Source organism: Nocardia sp. NPDC004068 (assembly GCF_042874315.1).
Lineage (GTDB): Bacteria > Actinomycetota > Actinomycetes > Mycobacteriales > Mycobacteriaceae > Nocardia.
On sequence record NZ_JBIAMW010000006.1, the window covers coordinates 527,265 to 544,646 of the forward strand.

At 69.7% G+C, this 17,382-nt stretch carries 16 protein-coding genes and 1 rRNA gene; 11 read left to right on the top strand and 6 right to left on the bottom strand.

All coding sequences use genetic code 11. The features are described 5' to 3' along the window. Positions 1-51: 51 nt before the first annotated feature. Entirely contained in the window at positions 52-651 is a 600-nt protein-coding gene (locus ACFYTQ_RS18665) for a class I SAM-dependent methyltransferase (RefSeq protein WP_387362235.1), read from the top strand. Here the strand turns inward: ACFYTQ_RS18665 and rffA are convergent. Next, complete coding sequence (rffA, locus tag ACFYTQ_RS18670; RefSeq protein WP_387362237.1) at positions 641-1,783, bottom strand: dTDP-4-amino-4,6-dideoxygalactose transaminase; 1,143 nt, start codon at positions 1,781-1,783, stop codon at positions 641-643. The two genes, ACFYTQ_RS18665 and rffA, sit on opposite strands and share 11 nt — an antisense overlap. Further along, complete coding sequence (locus ACFYTQ_RS18675; RefSeq protein ID WP_387362239.1) at positions 1,770-2,855, bottom strand: glycosyltransferase family 2 protein; 1,086 nt, start codon at positions 2,853-2,855, stop codon at positions 1,770-1,772. The genes rffA and ACFYTQ_RS18675 overlap by 14 nt, the downstream gene beginning before the upstream one ends. Before the next feature lie 146 nt (positions 2,856-3,001). Here ACFYTQ_RS18675 and ACFYTQ_RS18680 point away from each other — a divergent pair, with 146 nt between their 5' ends. The 4 genes from ACFYTQ_RS18680 to ACFYTQ_RS18695 all read left to right on the top strand — a co-directional run bounded on the left by ACFYTQ_RS18680 (position 3,002) and on the right by ACFYTQ_RS18695 (position 8,164). Next, positions 3,002-5,197, top strand: a complete 2,196-nt coding sequence (locus ACFYTQ_RS18680) for a hypothetical protein (RefSeq protein WP_387362241.1) — start codon at positions 3,002-3,004, stop codon at positions 5,195-5,197. 63 nt (positions 5,198-5,260) lie between these two features. After that, positions 5,261-7,465, top strand: a complete 2,205-nt coding sequence (locus ACFYTQ_RS18685) for a hypothetical protein (RefSeq protein ID WP_387362316.1) — start codon at positions 5,261-5,263, stop codon at positions 7,463-7,465. Next, positions 7,462-7,932, top strand: coding sequence for a GtrA family protein (locus ACFYTQ_RS18690; protein ID WP_387362243.1), 471 nt, complete (start codon positions 7,462-7,464; stop codon positions 7,930-7,932). Before ACFYTQ_RS18685 ends, ACFYTQ_RS18690 begins: the two co-directional genes overlap by 4 nt. A 10-nt stretch (positions 7,933-7,942) precedes the next feature. Further along, positions 7,943-8,164 carry a Trm112 family protein gene (locus tag ACFYTQ_RS18695; RefSeq protein WP_387362245.1) on the top strand — a complete coding sequence of 74 codons (222 nt, stop codon included), beginning with the start codon at positions 7,943-7,945 and terminating at the stop codon, positions 8,162-8,164. A gap of 22 nt (positions 8,165-8,186) precedes the next feature. On the opposite strand, the gene ACFYTQ_RS18700 is transcribed toward ACFYTQ_RS18695, so the two are convergent. The 3 genes from ACFYTQ_RS18700 to ACFYTQ_RS18710 are packed head-to-tail and all read right to left on the bottom strand — an operon-like array spanning position 8,187 to position 10,290. Further along, positions 8,187-8,798: a TetR family transcriptional regulator gene (locus ACFYTQ_RS18700; RefSeq protein WP_387362247.1), complete on the bottom strand. Its 612-nt coding sequence runs from the start codon at positions 8,796-8,798 to the stop codon at positions 8,187-8,189. Beyond that, on the bottom strand, positions 8,795-9,568 hold the full coding sequence (locus ACFYTQ_RS18705) for an ABC transporter permease (protein ID WP_387362249.1): 774 nt from the start codon (positions 9,566-9,568) through the stop codon (positions 8,795-8,797). The genes ACFYTQ_RS18700 and ACFYTQ_RS18705 overlap by 4 nt, the downstream gene beginning before the upstream one ends. Further along, the gene (locus ACFYTQ_RS18710; protein ID WP_387362251.1) at positions 9,565-10,290 is read right to left on the bottom strand and encodes an ABC transporter ATP-binding protein; all 726 of its coding nucleotides are present in this window, start codon (positions 10,288-10,290) and stop codon (positions 9,565-9,567) included. The genes ACFYTQ_RS18705 and ACFYTQ_RS18710 overlap by 4 nt, the downstream gene beginning before the upstream one ends. A gap of 92 nt (positions 10,291-10,382) precedes the next feature. Here ACFYTQ_RS18710 and ACFYTQ_RS18715 point away from each other — a divergent pair, with 92 nt between their 5' ends. The 3 genes from ACFYTQ_RS18715 (at position 10,383) to ACFYTQ_RS18725 (ending at position 12,690) form a co-directional block, all read left to right on the top strand. Then, the gene (locus tag ACFYTQ_RS18715) at positions 10,383-11,528 is read left to right on the top strand and encodes a low temperature requirement protein A (RefSeq protein ID WP_387362253.1); all 1,146 of its coding nucleotides are present in this window, start codon (positions 10,383-10,385) and stop codon (positions 11,526-11,528) included. A gap of 150 nt (positions 11,529-11,678) precedes the next feature. After that, positions 11,679-11,966 (top strand): DUF3761 domain-containing protein, encoded by a 288-nt coding sequence (locus ACFYTQ_RS18720; RefSeq protein ID WP_387362255.1) that lies wholly within the window; start codon positions 11,679-11,681, stop codon positions 11,964-11,966. A gap of 100 nt (positions 11,967-12,066) precedes the next feature. Beyond that, positions 12,067-12,690 (top strand): DNA-3-methyladenine glycosylase, encoded by a 624-nt coding sequence (locus ACFYTQ_RS18725; protein WP_387362257.1) that lies wholly within the window; start codon positions 12,067-12,069, stop codon positions 12,688-12,690. A gap of 25 nt (positions 12,691-12,715) precedes the next feature. On the opposite strand, the gene ACFYTQ_RS18730 is transcribed toward ACFYTQ_RS18725, so the two are convergent. Next, the gene (locus ACFYTQ_RS18730) at positions 12,716-14,350 is read right to left on the bottom strand and encodes a 2-isopropylmalate synthase (RefSeq protein WP_387362259.1); all 1,635 of its coding nucleotides are present in this window, start codon (positions 14,348-14,350) and stop codon (positions 12,716-12,718) included. A 204-nt stretch (positions 14,351-14,554) separates the two neighbouring features. Between ACFYTQ_RS18730 and ACFYTQ_RS18735 the strand changes: the two genes are divergently transcribed. From ACFYTQ_RS18735 to ACFYTQ_RS18745, 3 genes are all read left to right on the top strand, one after another. Further along, positions 14,555-15,223, top strand: coding sequence for a FadR/GntR family transcriptional regulator (locus tag ACFYTQ_RS18735; protein WP_387362261.1), 669 nt, complete (start codon positions 14,555-14,557; stop codon positions 15,221-15,223). An 89-nt stretch (positions 15,224-15,312) separates the two neighbouring features. Next, the gene (gene tyrS / locus ACFYTQ_RS18740) at positions 15,313-16,599 is read left to right on the top strand and encodes a tyrosine--tRNA ligase (RefSeq protein ID WP_387362262.1); all 1,287 of its coding nucleotides are present in this window, start codon (positions 15,313-15,315) and stop codon (positions 16,597-16,599) included. A gap of 494 nt (positions 16,600-17,093) precedes the next feature. Next, positions 17,094-17,382, top strand: a 16S ribosomal RNA gene (locus ACFYTQ_RS18745); the annotation flags it as partial.

Here is a 17,382-nt window from a genome sequence, read left to right on the forward strand (position 1 = left end):
GGAGAGCGTCCGGCGGGCGCGCGGGGCCCCGACCGGGTACGGTCACAGGCGGTGAGAACGAGCCTGGTCTACCGCAACCGGCGCATCTACGAGCTGTTGATGCGCGGGCTCTACCGGACCCACTACGCGGCCCGGTTCACCGCGATCGACGAGCTGATCCCCGACGGCGTGCGCGTGCTCGACGTCTGTTGCGGCCCCGCGACCCTCTACACCCGCTGCCTGCGCGACCGGTCGATCGACTACACCGGACTCGACCGGAACGCCGGATTCGTCGCGGACCTGATCGCGGCGGGCGGGCACGGGCGGGTGTGGGACGTGCGCGACGAAACCCCCTTGCCCGCAGCGGATTTCGTGGTCATGCAGGCCAGCCTGTACCACTTCCTGCCCGACGCGGCCCCGGTGGTGGACCGGATGCGCGCCGCGGCGGGGACGGCGGTGATCGTGACGGAACCGATCCGCAATCTCGCCACCAGCGAGCACCGCGTGGTCGCCGCGCTGGCCCGCCGCTGCACCGACGCCGGGGACGGCGCGCAGGCGCACCGGTTCACCGAGACCACCCTCGACGCGCTGTTCGACCGCTATGGCTCCCGGGTCACGCGCCGGGCGCGCATCGCGGGCGGCCGGGAGAAGCTCTACGTCCTCACACCGTGAACGCGGTGACCGCCTCGATCACCCGCGTCACCTGCGCGTCGGTGAGGTCGGGCCACAGCGGCAGGCGCACGACGGTCTCGGAGAACTCGGCGCTGCGCACGCACGGCCGGGGCGTGCGGCCCAGCTTGCCACCCGCCGGGCTGGTGTCCAGCGGCACGTAGTGGAACGGGGCCGAGATGCCTTGCGCGGCAAGATATCCGATGAAGTCGTCGCGGCGCTGCTCGGTGGGCAGTCGCAGATAGAACAGGTGCGCGGTGTGCTCGCGGTCGGCGGGGACCCGCATGAGCCGAACGTCGTTGCGCGCGGCCCAGTCGGGTAGCGCGGCCGCGTAGGCGTTCCAGACCCGGTGCCGCCCGGCCTGAATCGTCTCGAACTCGTCGAGCTGCGCGTCGAGCACGGCGGCGTTGAGTTCGCTGGGCAGATAACTGGATCCGATGTCCTGCCAGGAGTACTTGTCCACCGCGCCGCGCAGGAAGCGGGCCCGGTCGGTGCCCTTCTCGCGGATGATCTCCGCGCGGCCCATCAGGATCTCGTCGGTGAGCAGCAGCGCGCCGCCCTCGCCGCAGTGCACGTTCTTGGTGTCGTGGAAGCTGAGCGCGCCCAGGGTGCCGAGGGTGCCCAGCGGCCTGCCGCGCCAGCGTCCGCCCAGCCCGTGCGCGTTGTCCTCGACGACGGCGATGCCGTGCGCGTTGGCCAGGGCGAGCAGGCCCGCCATGTCGGCGGCGACGCCGCCGTAGTGGATGACCATGATCGCCTTGGTGCGCGGGGTGAGCACCGCGGCGACGGCCTCGGGGTCGAGATTGCCTGTGGCGCTGTCGATGTCGGCGAACACGCAGGTCGCCCCGCGTAGCGCCATGGCGGTCGCGGTGGAGGTGAAGGCGAAGCTGGGGACGATCACCTCGTCGTCGGGGCCCAGCTCCAGCAGCAGGCCCGCCATCTCCATGGCCGAGGTGCAGGAGGTGGTCAGCAGCGCGTGCGGCGCCTCGGTGATGGCCTTGAGCTTCTCGGTCGCCGACCGAGTGAAGGGACCGTCGCCGTGGCTCTGATCCGACGACAGCACGGCCTCGAGGTTGGGCAGCTCCCGCCGGGCCCGGTAGGGACGGCTGAAGATGATGCGGTCAGTGGTGGTCAACCCGATCGTTCCCCTCGGTGATCGTCGCGGATGTCTCCCGATTCTCTACCACGTCCGGGGTGGGGTTCGCGGGTCGCGGGGTCGGGGAGGCGACCGTGAGATAGAGCGGCTTGCCCACCAGCACGTGCAGGGCGACACCGAGATATTCGGCGATCAGGCCGAGCGAGAACAGGATCGCGCCCGAGCAGAGCAGCAGCACCACGATGGTCGAGGTCCAGCCCTCCGGCGCCCAGTCCGAGCGGGTGAGGGCCTCGAAGACGATGAGCCCGGCCATCACCGCCCCGCCCAGCGCGAGGGTCACCCCCAACATGCTGACCAGGCGCAGGCCGCGAGTTCCGCTGCACAGCACCATCTTCCAGAACAGCGAGAACAGCCGCCGGTAGTTGTAGCCGGACTCCTCGCGGCCCTCGGCGCGCAGCGCGACCGGAACCTGGGCGACGGTGTCGACCACCCAGGTGAGCGCGACGTCGAGATACACGCCGTTGGAGGCCACCTCGGCGAGCTGGCGGGCGATGTCGCCGCGGATGAGCCGGTAGCTCTCGAACCGGGTGGAGTCGGGGAAGGCGAACAGGGTGGCCAGCACGAGTTTCGCGCCGCGCGAGGTGAGGTTGCGCAGGAAGCCGTGTGGGCGGGTGTTGATCGGCTTGGAGTAGACCAGGTCCGCGCGCTGCGCGAGGGCCGCGTCCAGGAAGGCGCCGATGAAGGCGGGGTCGTGCTGGCCGTCCTCGTCCATGGTGACGGTCCAGTCGCCGCGTGCGGCCGACATGCCCGCGATGGTGGCCGCGTCCTGACCGAAGTTGCGCGACAGCCAGATCGGGCGCACGTTGTCGTGGCGGGCGGCCAGCTCCTGCAGGACGACGTCGGAGCGGTCGGGGCCGTGGTCGTGGACGAGGATGATCTCGCCGACGACGAAGGTGGCGCCGCCGGGGGTGGTCGTCGGCCGCGCGTAGGTCGCGAGTTCGGCGACGAGTCCGGCGATGGTCTGCTCGCCGCGGTACACCGGGACCACCACGGAGACGGTGTGCGTCCGGGCGGACCCGCGGTGTCCGTTGGATTCGGGGGGAATCGGCATCAGCTGGATCAACTTTCGATGACGGTGCGTGCCGGTACTCCTCGCTGGTCACCAGAGCCCGAGCCGCTGAGAACTCTAGCACGGTGGTGTCGGGCCGCCGCGGGTGTAGAAGCCGGGCGCCGAACCCGCTGTAAGGTCTGGAACCTGTGAGCGAAGGTGACGACTCCGAGACTCTTTCGCGGCGACGGGTTCACCGCTGGGGAGCGGTGACGGCGCTCGGGGTCGTCGTGGGGTACGGGGCCGTGCTGCTGGGCAATGTGCGTCATTTCTTCACCGACGACACCGAATCCCAGTACACCGGGCTGTGGCTCGCGCTGGGGCGCGCGTTGCGCGCGGGCCGGTTCCCGGTGATGTGGCCGGACCAGTGGATGACCGGCGACAACACGATGGACGACGCGGGGCTGTTCAATCCGCCGCAGCTGCTGGTGGATCTGATCGCGCCCTCGGTGGACAACGTCGCGCTGTACGCGACGCTCGTGAAGCTGATCTTCTCGATCATCGCCGCGCTCGGGGTGTACCGGGTGTGCCTGGCCTACGGGGGTCGCCCGGCCTGGTCGGCGGTCGCGGGGGTGGCGTTCCCGTTCAGCGGCTGGTTCCTGTTCTTCGACGAGGCCAGTTGGATGACCGCGCTGACGGGGACCGCGTGGATGCTGCACGCGTGGGCCGCCTCGGTGCGCTACACGCGCGGAAGGGGCGGGCCGCTACCGGTTTTCGTGTACCTCTATCTCACCATCTCCACGGCCTACATCTTCCCGGCGGTGGAGGCGATGATCATGCTGGCCGCGGTCGCGGTGGGGGAGATCCTGTACCAGCGGGCCTGGCGGCCGGTGGCCCGGCTGACCGCGGCGGCCGCGTGCGCGGGGGCCGCGGGACTGCTGACGTTCCTGCCGAGCATGCTCTCGGCGAAGGTCACCTGGCGCGGCACCTCGCAGATCATCAACGATCAGTTCCTCACCGTGCCGTGGTCGGAGTCGCTCAACGCCAGCCTGCCCAGCACGATGCCCGCGTTCAGCGCGTGGTGGGGGTACATCCAGCCGCTGCCGGTCACCTATATCGCGTGGTTCCTGATCCCGATCCTCGCGTTCGTCGACTGGCGTGCGGCACGGGCGGAGTGGCGGCAGCTGAGCGGGGTCGCGCTGTTCTCGGTCGTGATGCTGATGTGGACCGCGGGCCCCGGCACCATCGGGCCGCTGCGCTGGCCCGCGCGGGTGCTGCCGATGCTGGCCGTCGGGCTGCTGGTGCTGGTGTGCGTGCTCGTCGGCCGGTACGGCGCGACGCGGGATTGGAAACCTCGGGCGGTCGCGGCGGCGGTGCTCATCCTCGCGCTGTGGGTGCGCTCGTTCTCCGCCGACCCGCACGACGTGCTGTGGCATGTGCTGGCCGCGGTGGCCGTCGGCGCGCTGCTGGCCGGGGTGCTGTGGCTGGGCCGGGCGCGGGGCACGGCCGCGGCGTGCGCGCTGGCCCTCGTCGCGATGTTCCCCATCGCGTACGCCCAGGTGGCCTCGGTGCAGCCGACGCCGATGTCGTGGCAGCTGCCCGCGTCGCGGTCCGAGGCGAAGGCCGCCTTCCCGGACTTCGGCGGCAAGACGCTGCAACTGGGCGAGCGCGGGCTGCTGCAACCGGGCGACAAGAGCGTCGAAAAAGCCTATGGCTCATTGGTTTTCGGAAACTACGCCAAGAATCTGGAGCTGAACTACGTCAACGGCTACACCCCGACCGGCTACTACTACTTCGGCGAGCTGCTGTGCATGCGGTGGGATTCCAGCGTCTGCCCCGACGCCTACCGCCGCGTGTTCGCCCCGGAACCGACGACGGGCCGCCCGCTGGTCGATCTGATGAAGGTGGATCGAGTCGTCTTGCAGCGCGCGCTGTTCCCGGACGCGGCGAAGCAGGAACCCCCGCCCGGCTGGAAGTGGGTGGACTATCCGGGCCACGAGCGCTGGATCGCGGTGCTCGAACGCGTGGACGGGCCGGTGTCGACGGTCGGCGGCCGGGTCGCTGCGACCGAGGACGTCACGGCGGCGTCGCTGTCGGAATCGGACACCGAGAGCCGCGTGCGGGTCACCTCGCCGGGCGGCGGCCGGGTGGTGTTCGCGCGGCTGGGCTGGCCCGGGTATCGGGTCACCTTGAACGGCAAGCGGATTCCGTTCACCACGGTCGCGAAGTCCTTCGTCGCCGTGGACGTCCCGGCGGGCACGAACGACGCCGAGCTGCGCGTGAGCTGGCGGCCGCCGGGCTGGAAGATCGGCATCGCGACGTTCGTGGCGGGCCTCGCCGGAATCGCGGTGTTGCAGTGGATGTTCGTGCGGTCCCGGCGGCGCGGGGAGCCCGCCGCCCTGTAGGGTCTGGTCCTCGTGGTGGAAAGTGCTGCTGGGTCGATCGCGCAGGCGGACGATCGCAAGAACATCTACAGGTGGGGGGCGCTCACCGCACTCGGTGTGGTGCTCGGCTACGCCGCGGTCCTGCTCGCCAACGCCCGCCATTTCTATACCGACGACACCGAATCCCAGTACGCCCCGCTGTGGGTGATGCTCGGCCATCGGCTGCGCGACGGGCACCTGCCGCTGCTGGCGCCCGACCAGTGGATGACCGGCAACTACACCATGGAGGAGGCGGGGCTGTTCAACCCGCCGCAGCTGCTGATCGATCTGATCGCGCCCTCGGTGGACAATATCGCCCTCTACGCCACGATCGTGAAGTTGATCTTCTCGATCATCGCCGCGCTCGGCGTGTACCGGGTGTGCCTGGCCTACGGCGGGCGCGCGGCGTGGTCGGCGGTGGCGGGCATCGCCTTTCCGCTCACCGGCTGGTTCCTGTTCTTCGACGAGGCCAGCTGGACGACCTCGCTGACGGGGACCGCGTGGATGTTGCACGCGTGGGCGGCGTCGGTGCGCTACACCCGGGGCAGGGGCGGGCCGATCCCGGTGTTCGTCTACCTCTATCTGGCGATCTCGGTCGAATACGTCTTCCCGGCCGTCGAGTCGGCGCTCATGCTGCTCGCGGTGGCCGTGGGAGAGCTTGTGTACCAACGCAAGTGGCGGCCGGTGGCGCGGCTGGCGCTGGTGGCCGGGTGCGCGGGCCTGGCCGGGCTGATGACGTATCTGCCCAGCATGCTCTCGGCGAAGGTGAGCTGGCGGGGGACCTCGCAGATCAACAACGACCAGTTCCTCACCGTGCCGTGGTCGGAATCGCTGAACGCGAGCCTGCCGTCCACGCTGCCCGCGTTCAACTCGTGGTGGGGCTACATCCAGCCGATGCCGGTCACCTATATCGCGTGGTTCCTGATTCCCGCGCTGGCCTTCGTGGACTGGGGCCGGGCCCGCGCGGCGTGGCGGGAGCTGACCGCGGTCGCGCTGTTCGCGATCATGTTCCTGATGTGGACCGCCGGGCCCGGTACGGTCGGGCCGCTGCGCTGGCCCTCACGCGTGCTGCCCATGCTGGCGGTCGGGCTGCTGGTGCTGGTGTGCGTGCTGATCGGCCGCTTCGGCACGGTGTCCGGCTGGCGAGGGCGCGCGGTCGCGGCGGCGGTGCTGATCGGATTGCTGTGGGTGCGAACGTTTTCCGCCGATCCGCACGACGCGTTGTGGCATGTGCTCTCGGCGCTGGCGGTGGCGGCGGTGGGCGCTGGGGCGGTGTGGCTGGGCCGCAGCCGGGGCGCGGGCGCGGCGGCGGCGCTGGCCATCGTGGCCATGTTCCCCATCGCCTACGGGCAGGTCGCGGCCGCGCAGCCGACGCCGATGGGGTGGAATCTGCCGGTGTCGCGGTCCGAGGCCAAGGCCGCGTTCCCCGACTTTCCCGGCGTCACCCTGCAATTGGGTGATCGGGGGCTGTTGCAACCCGGCGACCGTACCGTGCAAGCGGCCTACGGTTCGCTGGTCTTCGGCAATTACGCCAAGGATCTCGAGCTGAACTACGTCAACGGTTACACCCCCAACGGGCACTACTGGTTCGGTGATCTGCTGTGCATGCGCTGGGATTCCAGCGTGTGCCCGGACGCGTTCCGGCGCGTGTTCACCCCCGAGCCGAGCACCGGCCGTACCCTGGTGGATCTGATGAAGGTCGATCGAGTCGTGTTGCAGCGGGCCATGTTCCCCGACGCCGACGCGCGGCCCGCGCCGGAGGGCTGGAAGTGGGTCGAGTACCCGGGTCACGAGCGCTGGATCAGCGTGCTCGAGCGCGAGGGCGGGCCGGTCGCCACGGTCAACGGCCGCGTCGCCGACGCGCACGACGTGACCGCGACCTCGATCGGCGAATCCGACACCGCCAGCACGGTCCGGGTCAGCTCGCCCGCCGGGGGCCGGGTGGTGTTCGCGCGGCTGGGCTGGCCCGGGTATCGGGTCACGTTGAACGGCAAGCGGATTCCGTTCACGACCGTCGCGAAATCGTTCGTGGCCGTGGACATTCCGGCGGGAACCACGGACGCGGAACTGACGGTGGCCTGGCGGCCGCCGGGCTGGAAGATCGGCGTCGCGGCGGCCGTCGCCGGGCTGATCGGGCTCGGGGTGTTGCAGTGGGCGCACGTGCGCTCGCGCCGTCCCGAGGACGACGAGCCCGCCGCGGCGGCGCCCGATCCGGAGCCGGAACGCGTTCCCGCGGAGGCGCTTTCGTGAACGACGCGGCCGTGACCGGGACGGGCGAACTCGCCCGGCCGGGTCCGCTGCTGCGGCTGATCCGGCGGCAGGAGGTCGCCTTCGCCGCCGTCGGGGTGGGCAATACCGCGCTCGGCATGGCGATGACCGTGTTGTGGCTGAAGGTGCTGGGACCGGCCTGGCCGCCCGCGGTGGCGGTGGTGCTGGCCTACGCCGTCAGCATCGTGTTCGCCTTCCTCGCCCATCGCACGCTGGTGTTCCGGGTGCGGGGGCATGTGCTGCGCGACTTCGTCCGGTTCGTGCTGGTGAACTCCGGCGGGCTGGTGCTCAATACGGTGGGCGTGCAGGTGGCGGTCGGGGTGTGGCGGCTGCCGGAGACGCCGGCGACGCTGGTCGTGATGGGTCTGGTCGCGGTCGGCAGCTTCTTCGGGCACCGGCACTTCTCGTTCCGGCGAGCGCCGCGTCGGCCCGTTCCCGAGGACCGGTAAGTTATCGATCATGGCGGAGCAAACCTTGGATTCCACGTTGTTGAGCCTGCTGGCCTGCCCGCAGGACAAGGGCCCGCTGTCGCTGGTCCACGACGGTGACGGCGCGAGCCTGCTGTACAACCCGCGCCTGCGCCGCGCCTACCGCATCGACAACGGCATCCCGGTGCTGCTCGTCGACGAGGCCCGCGAGGTGTCCGACGCCGAGCAGGAGAGGTTCAGCGCCCAGGGTTGAGGGACCTGGGCACCACTGGGACTCAGAGCCCGATGTCGCCGGTCAGGTAGCGCTGTAGGGTCGGCCCGACGATGCGGGCGAGTTGGTCGACAGGCATGGAGGCCAGGGGTTCGATGCCGACTATCTTGCGGCCGACCAGGACGCCGATCATTTGTGAGGCGGCCAGCACCACCCGGGTCGCGCCGCTGCCGGGGGGCGAATCCACCCGGGAGCGAACGTCTTTGAGCACGACCTCGAGCAGGAACTGGCGGGCCAGTGTGGCGTCCCCGCCCAGGACGGTGCGGAAGAACGCCACGGCCTGGAGGCCGAGGGGGGAGTCCCACACGCCGACCACGGCGCGGACGATGGTCTCGCCGAGCGCGTCGACGGGGACGGCGGCGATCTGGTCGGTGATGAGAGTCGGGTCGATCGGGAGATCCAGTGCGGCCGTGAGCAATTCGGCCTTGGTGCCGAAATAGTGGTGCACCAGCGCCGGATCGACCCCGGCCACCCCGGCGATCGAACGGATCGACGCCTTGTCGAAACCGACCTCGGCGAAGCGTGCGCGGGCGGCGTCGAGAATCGCTTCGCGCGTGCCGGACTGCCCGGGGCGGCGACCGCTGCGCCCGGGCCCGCCGTTGCCGGTGTCGGTCATGCCGTGCGCCTGCGGAGGGTGGCCGCCCCGGAACCCAGTGCGACGGCGGCGAATCCGGCCACCACGAGCAGATCCCACCACATCCGCGCGGTCGCGCCCGGAGACCGGGAGACCTGTTGCAGGGCGTCGACGGCGTAGCTCAACGGCAGCACGTCGCTGATGATCTCCAACCAGCGCGGCAGCTGATCGCGCGGCACGAGCAGCCCACACAGGAAGAATTGCGGTCCGACGATCATCGGCATGAACTGTACCGCCTGAAACTCCGTGCGCGCGAAGGCACTTGCGAGCAGACCCAGCGCCACCCCGAGCACCGCGTCGAGCACGGCGATCAGCAGTACCAGCCACACGCTGCCTTGCGAGGTCAGCCCGAGCAGGCCGAACGCCACCAGACAGGCCAGCCCCGCCTGGGCGGCCGCGGCCACCGAGAACGCGGTCCCGTATCCGGCCAGCAGATCGGGTTTGGACAGCGGGGTGGTCATCAGCCGTTCGAGCGTGCCCGAGCTGCGTTCGCGCTGCATGGCGATCGCGGTGATCAGGAACATCACGATGAACGGCAGGATGCCCAGCATGCTGATGCCGACCCGGTCGAACAACCGCGGCATGCCCGGCACGGCCGGGGTGTCGTGATAGACGAAGTACAGCAATGTGATCAGCAGCGCGGGCACCAGCAGCAGCATCGCCACCGTGCGATGGTCGGCGCGCAGCTGTTTGAGAATGCGGACGGTGGTCGCGGTGTAGCAGCGGGTGGTGCGGGTCAGGGCGGTGGTCATCGCGGCTGCTCCATTCTGATCAGGGCGAGAAACGCGTTCTCCAAACTGGTTTCGCCGGTGCGTTCGCGCAGTTCGTCGGGGCTGAGTTCGGCGAGCAGGGAGCCGTCGCGCAGGAGCAGCAGATCGCCGCAGTGCTCGGCCTCGTCCATGACGTGACTCGACACGATCAGGGTGCGGCCCTGCGCGGCGAGGTCGTGGAACTGCCGCCACAGCTCGGCGCGCAGCACCGGATCCAGGCCCACGGTCGGCTCGTCGAGGACCAGCAGTTCGGGATCGGCGACCAGCGCGCACGCCAGCGACACGCGGGTGCGCTGCCCGCCGGAGAGCTGGTTGCCGCGCTGGCGGGCGTGCTCGCCGAGCCCGACCGACTCGATCGCCGCGTGGACGGCGTCGTCGGTGCGGTCGTAGAGCGCGGCGAAGTAGGAGACGTTGTCGGTGACGGTCAGATCGTCGTAGATGCTCGGCGCCTGCGTCACGTAGCCCACGCGCGAGCGCAGCCGCGGACTGCCCGCGGGCTCGCCCAGCACCCGCACGCTGCCCGCCTGGACGAGCTGGGTGCCGACGATGCTGCGCATGAGCGTGGTCTTGCCGCAGCCCGAGGGGCCGAGCAGACCGGTGATGCGGCCGCGCGGGACGGTCAGCGAAATGTCGTGCAGCACTTCGCGTCCGCCGCGCCGCACCCGCAGGTGCGTGATCTCGATCGCGAGTTCCGGCGCCGCCATGGGCCACCTCTATTCATCGTGTGTTGAATTCATTGCTCGTTGAATTCTGCGCCCCCATCCCGCCGTCCGCAAGTCCCGATTAGTCTTCGCCCGTGAGCAGTGCTGTTTCCGACGAGGCCGAGGGCGGGCAGACCCGGGCGTCCACCCTGGAGTTGTTCTTCGACCTCGTGTTCGTCTTCGCCCTGACCCAGCTGACCCACGCCTTCGGCGCGCATCCCGGCTGGCCCGCGCTGGGCCGGGTGGCCCTGGTCTTCGCCATCATGTGGTGGATGTACAGCGGGTACGTCTGGCTGACCAACGAGGTCGCGCCGAATTCGACCGTGCGCCGGACCGCGCTGATGCTGGGCATGTTCGGGTTCTTCGTCATCGCGCTGGCGATCCCGGGCGCGTTCGCCGGGTCGGGCATCGCCTTCGGGCTGGGCTACCTGCTGGTGAATGTCGTTCACTCCGCGCTGTTCTGGGTCAACGGCGGGACGCAGGCGTCGGCGGCGGCGCTGCGAATCGTGCCGCCCAACGCGGTCTCGGCGATTCTGGTGCTGGTCGGCGGCTGTGTGCACGGGTGGCCGCGCTACGGGTGCTGGATCGTCGCGCTGGTCGTGCAGATCGCCACCCCGTATCTGAGCGATCCGGGCGGATTCGTCATCCGCACCGCGCACTTCTGCGAACGGCACGGGCTGGTGCTGCTGGTCGCGCTCGGCGAATCGGTCGTCGCGGTCGGCGCGAGCCTGCACGCCGACACCGTGACCGTGCCGCTGGTGGCCATGGTCGGGCTCGGCCTCACGCTCAGTTACGTGCTGTGGTGGGCGTACTTCGGGCTCGACGATGAACGCGGCGAGCACGCCCTCGCCGCGCTCGCGGGTCCCCGGCGCGGCCGACCGGCCGTGCTGGCCTACGGCTACGCCCTGTACCCCATGCTGCTCGGCGTCATCCTGACCGCGGCGGGCATCGGAACCGTTCTGGCGCACGGCAATTCGCCGGTGCCCGTGGCCCAGGCGCTGGCGCTGTCGGGGGGTGTGGCGCTGTACTTCTTCGGACAGAGTTGTTTCCGGCTGGTGCTGGGCATTCCGCGCGCCTGGATCCGGCTGGTGGTCGCGCTCGCCGTGCTGGCGACCGCGCCGATCGGCGTGGCGTGGGTGGCGTGGGGGCAGCTGGTCGCGCTGCTTGTCGTGGGGTACGGGCTGGTGATCGCGGACGACAATCTGGGCATCCGGGCGGGGGATCACAGCGCCTACGTGTGACGGGGAACGTCCGGGAACCGGTCCGTATGGTTCCCACAACCCCCCAATTGTCCGGATCCGAGTGTGGCGGCTCGGCGCGATGGGTAACTTGATCCCTCCGTACCGAGACCGGTGCGCACGAAAGACGTACTGCTGTAGGGAGTTTCACAGATGAACACCGATCGGCGAGCTCGGCTCGCGTCCTGGGCCTGCGCCGTCGGGGTGGCCGTCGCCGCGGTCCTCACCCCCACCGCTGCGGCCGTCGCCGCGCCGCCCGCCTTCGTCGCCTGCCCCGCGGGCGAGTACCAGAATGTCGACAACGCCTGCGTCCCGCGCCCACAGCAGTCCGACACCCAGCCCGACGGGGCGACGGCCCAGTGCAAGGACGGCACCTACAGCTTCAGCCAGCACCGCAGTGGCACGTGTTCCGGGCATGGCGGGGTGTCGCGCTGGTTGTAGTGGACTGCCCCGGGCACGGCGGCGTGTGGCGCTTTTTGTAGGCGGCTCCGCCCACCACCCCGGGCAGGGCGGGCGATGGCGGAATGGACAATGGTCCGTTGTGTCTGCCGAAGAACTCGCCGTCGAACCCGTTGCCGCCGCCCGCCGACTGCTGGGCGCGACCCTCTGGTCGGGTGCGGTCGGCGCACGGATCGTGGAGGTGGAGGCGTACGGGGGCGATCCGGCCGGGCCGTGGCACGATCCGGCCGCGCACTCCGGGCGGGGGCGGACCCCGCGCAATGCGGTCATGTTCGGCCCGCCCGGCCACCTGTACGTGTACTTCAGTTACGGGATGCACACCTGTGTGAACGTGACGAGCGGGCCGGACGGCGTCGCCAGCGCGGTGCTCATCCGGGCGGCGGAGATCATCGCCGGGCACGAGACGGTGCGCGAACGCCGTCCCGCCGCCCGGACCGACGCGGCACTGGCCCGGGGGCCGGGGAACGTCGGAAGCGCCCTCGGAATCTCGTTGCGGGACTACGGAATCGATCTGTTCGACCCGCGGGCGCCCATCCGGCTCGAATTGGGAACGCCGATCACCGACCCGAGCGCCATCGGGATCGGGCCCCGGGTCGGGGTCAGCCTGGCCGCGGATCGGCCGTGGCGACTGTGGCTGATCGACTCGCCCGCGGTGTCGGCGTATCGCCGCAGTCCGCGCGCGCCGCGAGCCGAGAAGTCGGCGTGAGTTCCCGGCCCGCGGCTCCGGCGATTCAGGAAGCCGTGACCGCCACGGTCGACGCCGCGCGGTGCGCGGCGGACAGCACGGCCCGGCACGCCGCCTCGGTCGCGGTGCGGCCGAATCCGATTGCCCAGGAGGCGGTTCCGGCCGATCGGTATTCCAGGTAGGCGACCGTGGCGTCGTCTACCCGGTGGTCGGTGACGGACAGGACCTCGACCCGGGGGCCGTGCTCGGCGATCAGTTCGGCCGCGGCCGCCGCGTCGGCCGGGTGCCCGACGTCGTGGCCGTCGATGTCGAGGCCGGTGTCCGCCCAGCGGATTCGCGGATTCTCCGGGGCGTAGACGGCCAGCAGCAATTCGTACAGTTGCGCCGCGGTCGCCTCGCCGCCGGTGCCGTCGGTGTGGCGCTGTACGTGCCGGGCGAAGTCGATCTGCACCCGGCGCGGCAGCCGCAGCCCGTACTCCGTCTCCAGCAGATACGCGATGCCGCCCTTGCCGGACTGGGAGTTCACCCGGATCACGGCGTCGTAGGAGCGGCCCACATCGGCCGGATCGATGGGCAGATACGGTACCCGCCAATCGATTTCGCGCTCGGCGACGCCTTCCCTCGCCGCCCGCGCCCGATGTTCGGCGAAGCCCTTCTTGATCGCGTCCTGATGGGTGCCGGAGAAGGCGGTGTAGACGAGATCGCCCACGTACGGGTGGCGCGGCGGGATCGGCAACCGCGTGCAGTACTCGACCGTGCGGCGGATCTCGTCGATATCGGAGAAGTCGATCATCGGATCCAGGCCCTGGGCATGCAAATTCAGCGCCAGCGTCGCCAGATCCACATTGCCGGTGCGCTCGCCGTTGCCGAATACGCAGCCCTCCACGCGCTGCGCCCCGGCCAGCACCGCGAGTTCGGCGCACGCCACGCCGGTGCCGCGATCGTTGTGCGGATGCACCGACAGCACGACACCGTCGCGGCGGGCCAGGTTGCGGTGCATGTACTCGATCTGGTCGGCGTAGACATTGGGCGTGGCGACCTCCACGGTCGCGGGCAGATTCACGATCACCGGCCGCTGCGGGGTGGCGTCCCACAGCGCGGTCATCCGATCGCACAGCTCCAGCGCGTAATCGGGCTCGGTGAGCATGAAGACCTCGGGGGAGAACTGGAACCGGATGTTGGCCCGGTCCCCGGCGCCCGCCGCGACGGCCCGCCCGCCCGCGAGGATCATCTCGGTCGTCTCCGCCCGCGACATGCCGAGCACGACCTCGCGCCACACCGGCGCGGTCGCCGCGTACATGTGGACGACGACATCGTTGGCGATGCCGCGCACCGACTCCAGCGTGCGGTCGATGAGATCGCGCCGCGCCGGGGTGAACACCACGATCGTCACGTCCGCGGGGGCGAGATCGGTCTCGGCGAGCAGGCGGACGAAGTCGTAATCGGTCTGCGAGGCGCTCGGATAGCCGACCTCGATCTCCTTGTAGCCCATGGCCACCAGCAGTTCGAAGAAGCGGCGCTTGCGCTGCGGATCCATCGGCTCGGCCAGGGCCTGATTGCCGTCGCGCAGATCGACCGGCACCCACAGCGGCGCCGCGGTGATCCGGTTCGACGGCCAGCGACGCTCGGTGAGCGGCACCGAAACCCGTTGGTACACATCGCGATACCGGTGCGACGGCATGACGGAGGGCTGTTGGCGATTCCAGGACATGGGGGATGAGTGCTTTCGCGTCGGAGGGGACGACCGGCGCGGCGAAGCAACCCGCGGGCAGGGTGCCGGTCGAATCAGACCCCGCCGCGGCGGCGAAGGAGAAGCAGACCGGATCCCATGTGGCCTACACTAGCGAGGAGAAAGTCCTCAGACAAGTAGAGAGGTACGGGAACTTTGGCGCACGTACAGCGGCATCCGCTCGCCGCCCAGGCGGCCGAACTTCTGTTGCGGCGGATCCGTGCGGGCGAATGGGCGCTGGGCCACAAGCTGCCCGGCGAGACCACGCTGGCCGCGCAACTGGGCGTGGGCCGTTCGACGCTGCGCGAGGCGATCCGGGAACTGTCGGGCAAGGGCGTCCTCGAAAGTCGCCAGGGCGCAGGCGTTTTCGTGACCGCGCTGGACGTCGCCGAGGATTGGGACGCCATCCTGCGCCGCGCCGACATCGTCGCCGTCATCGAGGCGCGGCTGGCGATCGAGGCCGAATCCGCGGCCCTGGCGGCTGCGCGCCGCACCCCCGCCGACCTGCGCGCGCTGTGGCGGGCCCTGGCCGTCCGCGCCGAGGCCACCGGATCGGTCGAGGAACTCGTCGACGCCGACACCGCCTTCCACCGCGCGGTCGTCACCGCCGCGCACAACGACATCCTCACCGGCATGTTCGACGCCTTCATCCCGCGTTCGCGGCACGCGATGGTCGACATGCTGCGGATCCGCCCGCTGACCGACGCCCGCGCCGACCACCACGCGCACGAGGTCCTGCTCGACGCCGTCCGCCGCCGCGACGCCGCCGCCGCGGCCTCGGCGAGCCGGGTCCACCTGACGTCCTTGCGGGACGCCTTCGCCTGATAATCGCTGGACCGCCCGACCGTCGCCGATCAGACTCGGCGGTGGACCTGTGCACGGGCGACCGGAGCCGTGCGGAAAGATAGGGCGACGTGAGCGTCGACATCATCGAGGAACTGACCTGGCGGGGGCTGATCGCCCAGTCCACCGATCTGGACGAGCTGCGCTCGGAGCTGGCGAAGGGTCCGATCACGCTCTATGCCGGATTCGATCCGACCGCCCCGAGCCTGCACGCCGGGCATCTGGTTCCGCTGTTGGCGCTCAAGCGTTTTCAGCAGGCGGGCCATCGGCCGATCGTCCTCGCGGGCGGGGCCACCGGGCTGATCGGCGACCCGCGCGATGTCGGCGAGCGGACGATGAACTCGACCGACACGGTCGCGGCCTGGGCCGAACGCATCCGCGGGCAGCTGTCCCGCTTCGTCGACCTCGGCGATACCGGCAACGGCGCGATCATCGTCGACAACATGCAGTGGACCGGGCCGTTGAGCACGGTCGACTTCCTGCGGGATGTGGGCAAGCACTTCTCGATCAACGTCATGCTCGCCCGCGAGACCGTCAAGCGGCGGCTCGAGACCGACGGCATGTCCTACACCGAGTTCAGCTACATGCTGTTGCAGGCCCACGACTACCTCCAGCTGCGCCGTCAGCACGGGTGCCGCTTGCAGGTCGGCGGCTCGGACCAGTGGGGCAACATCATCGCGGGCGTCGAGCTGAACCGCCGCGTCGACGGCGAGCACGTGCACGCGCTGACCGTTCCGCTGGTGACCTCGGCCGACGGCAAGAAGTTCGGCAAGTCCACCGGCGGCGGCAGCCTGTGGCTGGATCCGGAGATGACCAGCCCCTACGCCTGGTACCAGTACTTCGTGAACACCGCCGACGCCGATGTCGTGCGCTACCTGCGCTGGTTCACCTTCCTCGACCGCGCGGAACTCGACGAGTTGCAGAAGGCCACCGAGGAGCGCCCGCACGCCCGCGAGGCCCAGCGCCGGCTGGCCGCGGAGATGACGAATCTGGTGCACGGCGAGGCGAATACGCGGGCGGTGCAGCTGGCGAGTCAGGCGCTGTTCGGGCGGGGTGACCTGCACGAACTCGACGAGGGCACATTGTCGGCCGCGTTGTCCGAGGCGGCGGGCGAGGGGGGCGTCGCGGTCGCTGGCACGGACGCCACGATCGTGGACCTGCTCGTGGCGTCCGGGCTCTCGGAGAGCCGGGGCGCGGCTCGCCGGGCGGTGAACGAAGGCGGCGCGTCGGTGAACAACACGCGCGTGTCCGACCCAGAGTGGACGCCCGGAGACTCGGACTTCCTGCACGGAAGCTGGCTCGTCCTGCGTCGCGGCAAGAAGAACTTCGCGGGCGTGCGGCGGACACCGAACCGATAGACATGACCTGGGTCACATCCGGTGGCCCGGGCCGGTCGGAGGCCGGATCGGCGTCGCTCTGACCAGCGTTGATGATCTTCATCTTGGGGATTTGACGTTGCGTTATCCGACACGTAACTTGGTTCGAGTCAGAGCGACACGGACACCGACCGGGCCGAGAGGCCGGGACACGAGGTTGGACGGTGAGCGCCGGACAGCCAGCACGAAACCGACACGAACTTGGGACTTGACTCCCCGGCTTCGAGTGGTTAGGCTGGAAAAGTTGCCTCTTCAGAAGGTCGGATTACCGGCCCGATGGGGTGTGCGCCTGTTCTTTGAGAACTCAATAGTGTGTCGATGAATGTCAGTGCCAAATATTTTGGTTTCGGCGCTCATACCCCCGTGTGGGTGTCGAACATTTTTGTCAGCTAATTTCCGGCTGGCGTTTATAGTTAGGTTTTCGGACTCTGGTTCGAGATACTTCCGATTGGTCCTTCGGGGCTGGTTGAGAGTCTTCAACGGAGAGTTTGATCCTGGCTCAGGACGAACGCTGGCGGCGTGCTTAACACATGCAAGTCGAGCGGTAAGGCCCTTCGGGGTACACGAGCGGCGAACGGGTGAGTAACACGTGGGTGATCTGCCTCGTACTCTGGGATAAGCCTGGGAAACTGGGTCTAATACCGGATATGACCACATGCTGCATGGTGTGTGGTGGAAAGATTTATCGGTGCGAGATGGGCCCGCGGCCTATCAGCTTGTTGGTGGGGTAATGGCCTACCAAGGCGACGACGGGTAGCCGACCTG

Coding starts and splice junctions, on each gene's coding strand:
- ACFYTQ_RS18675 (WP_387362239.1), bottom strand. CDS start 2,855: ATGCCGATTCCCCCCGAATCCAACGGACACCGCGGGTCCGCCCGGACG.
- ACFYTQ_RS18695 (WP_387362245.1), top strand. CDS start 7,943: ATGGCGGAGCAAACCTTGGATTCCACGTTGTTGAGCCTGCTGGCCTGC.
- ACFYTQ_RS18700 (WP_387362247.1), bottom strand. CDS start 8,798: ATGACCGACACCGGCAACGGCGGGCCCGGGCGCAGCGGTCGCCGCCCC.
- ACFYTQ_RS18705 (WP_387362249.1), bottom strand. CDS start 9,568: ATGACCACCGCCCTGACCCGCACCACCCGCTGCTACACCGCGACCACC.
- ACFYTQ_RS18710 (WP_387362251.1), bottom strand. CDS start 10,290: ATGGCGGCGCCGGAACTCGCGATCGAGATCACGCACCTGCGGGTGCGG.
- ACFYTQ_RS18720 (WP_387362255.1), top strand. CDS start 11,679: ATGAACACCGATCGGCGAGCTCGGCTCGCGTCCTGGGCCTGCGCCGTC.
- ACFYTQ_RS18730 (WP_387362259.1), bottom strand. CDS start 14,350: ATGCCGTCGCACCGGTATCGCGATGTGTACCAACGGGTTTCGGTGCCG.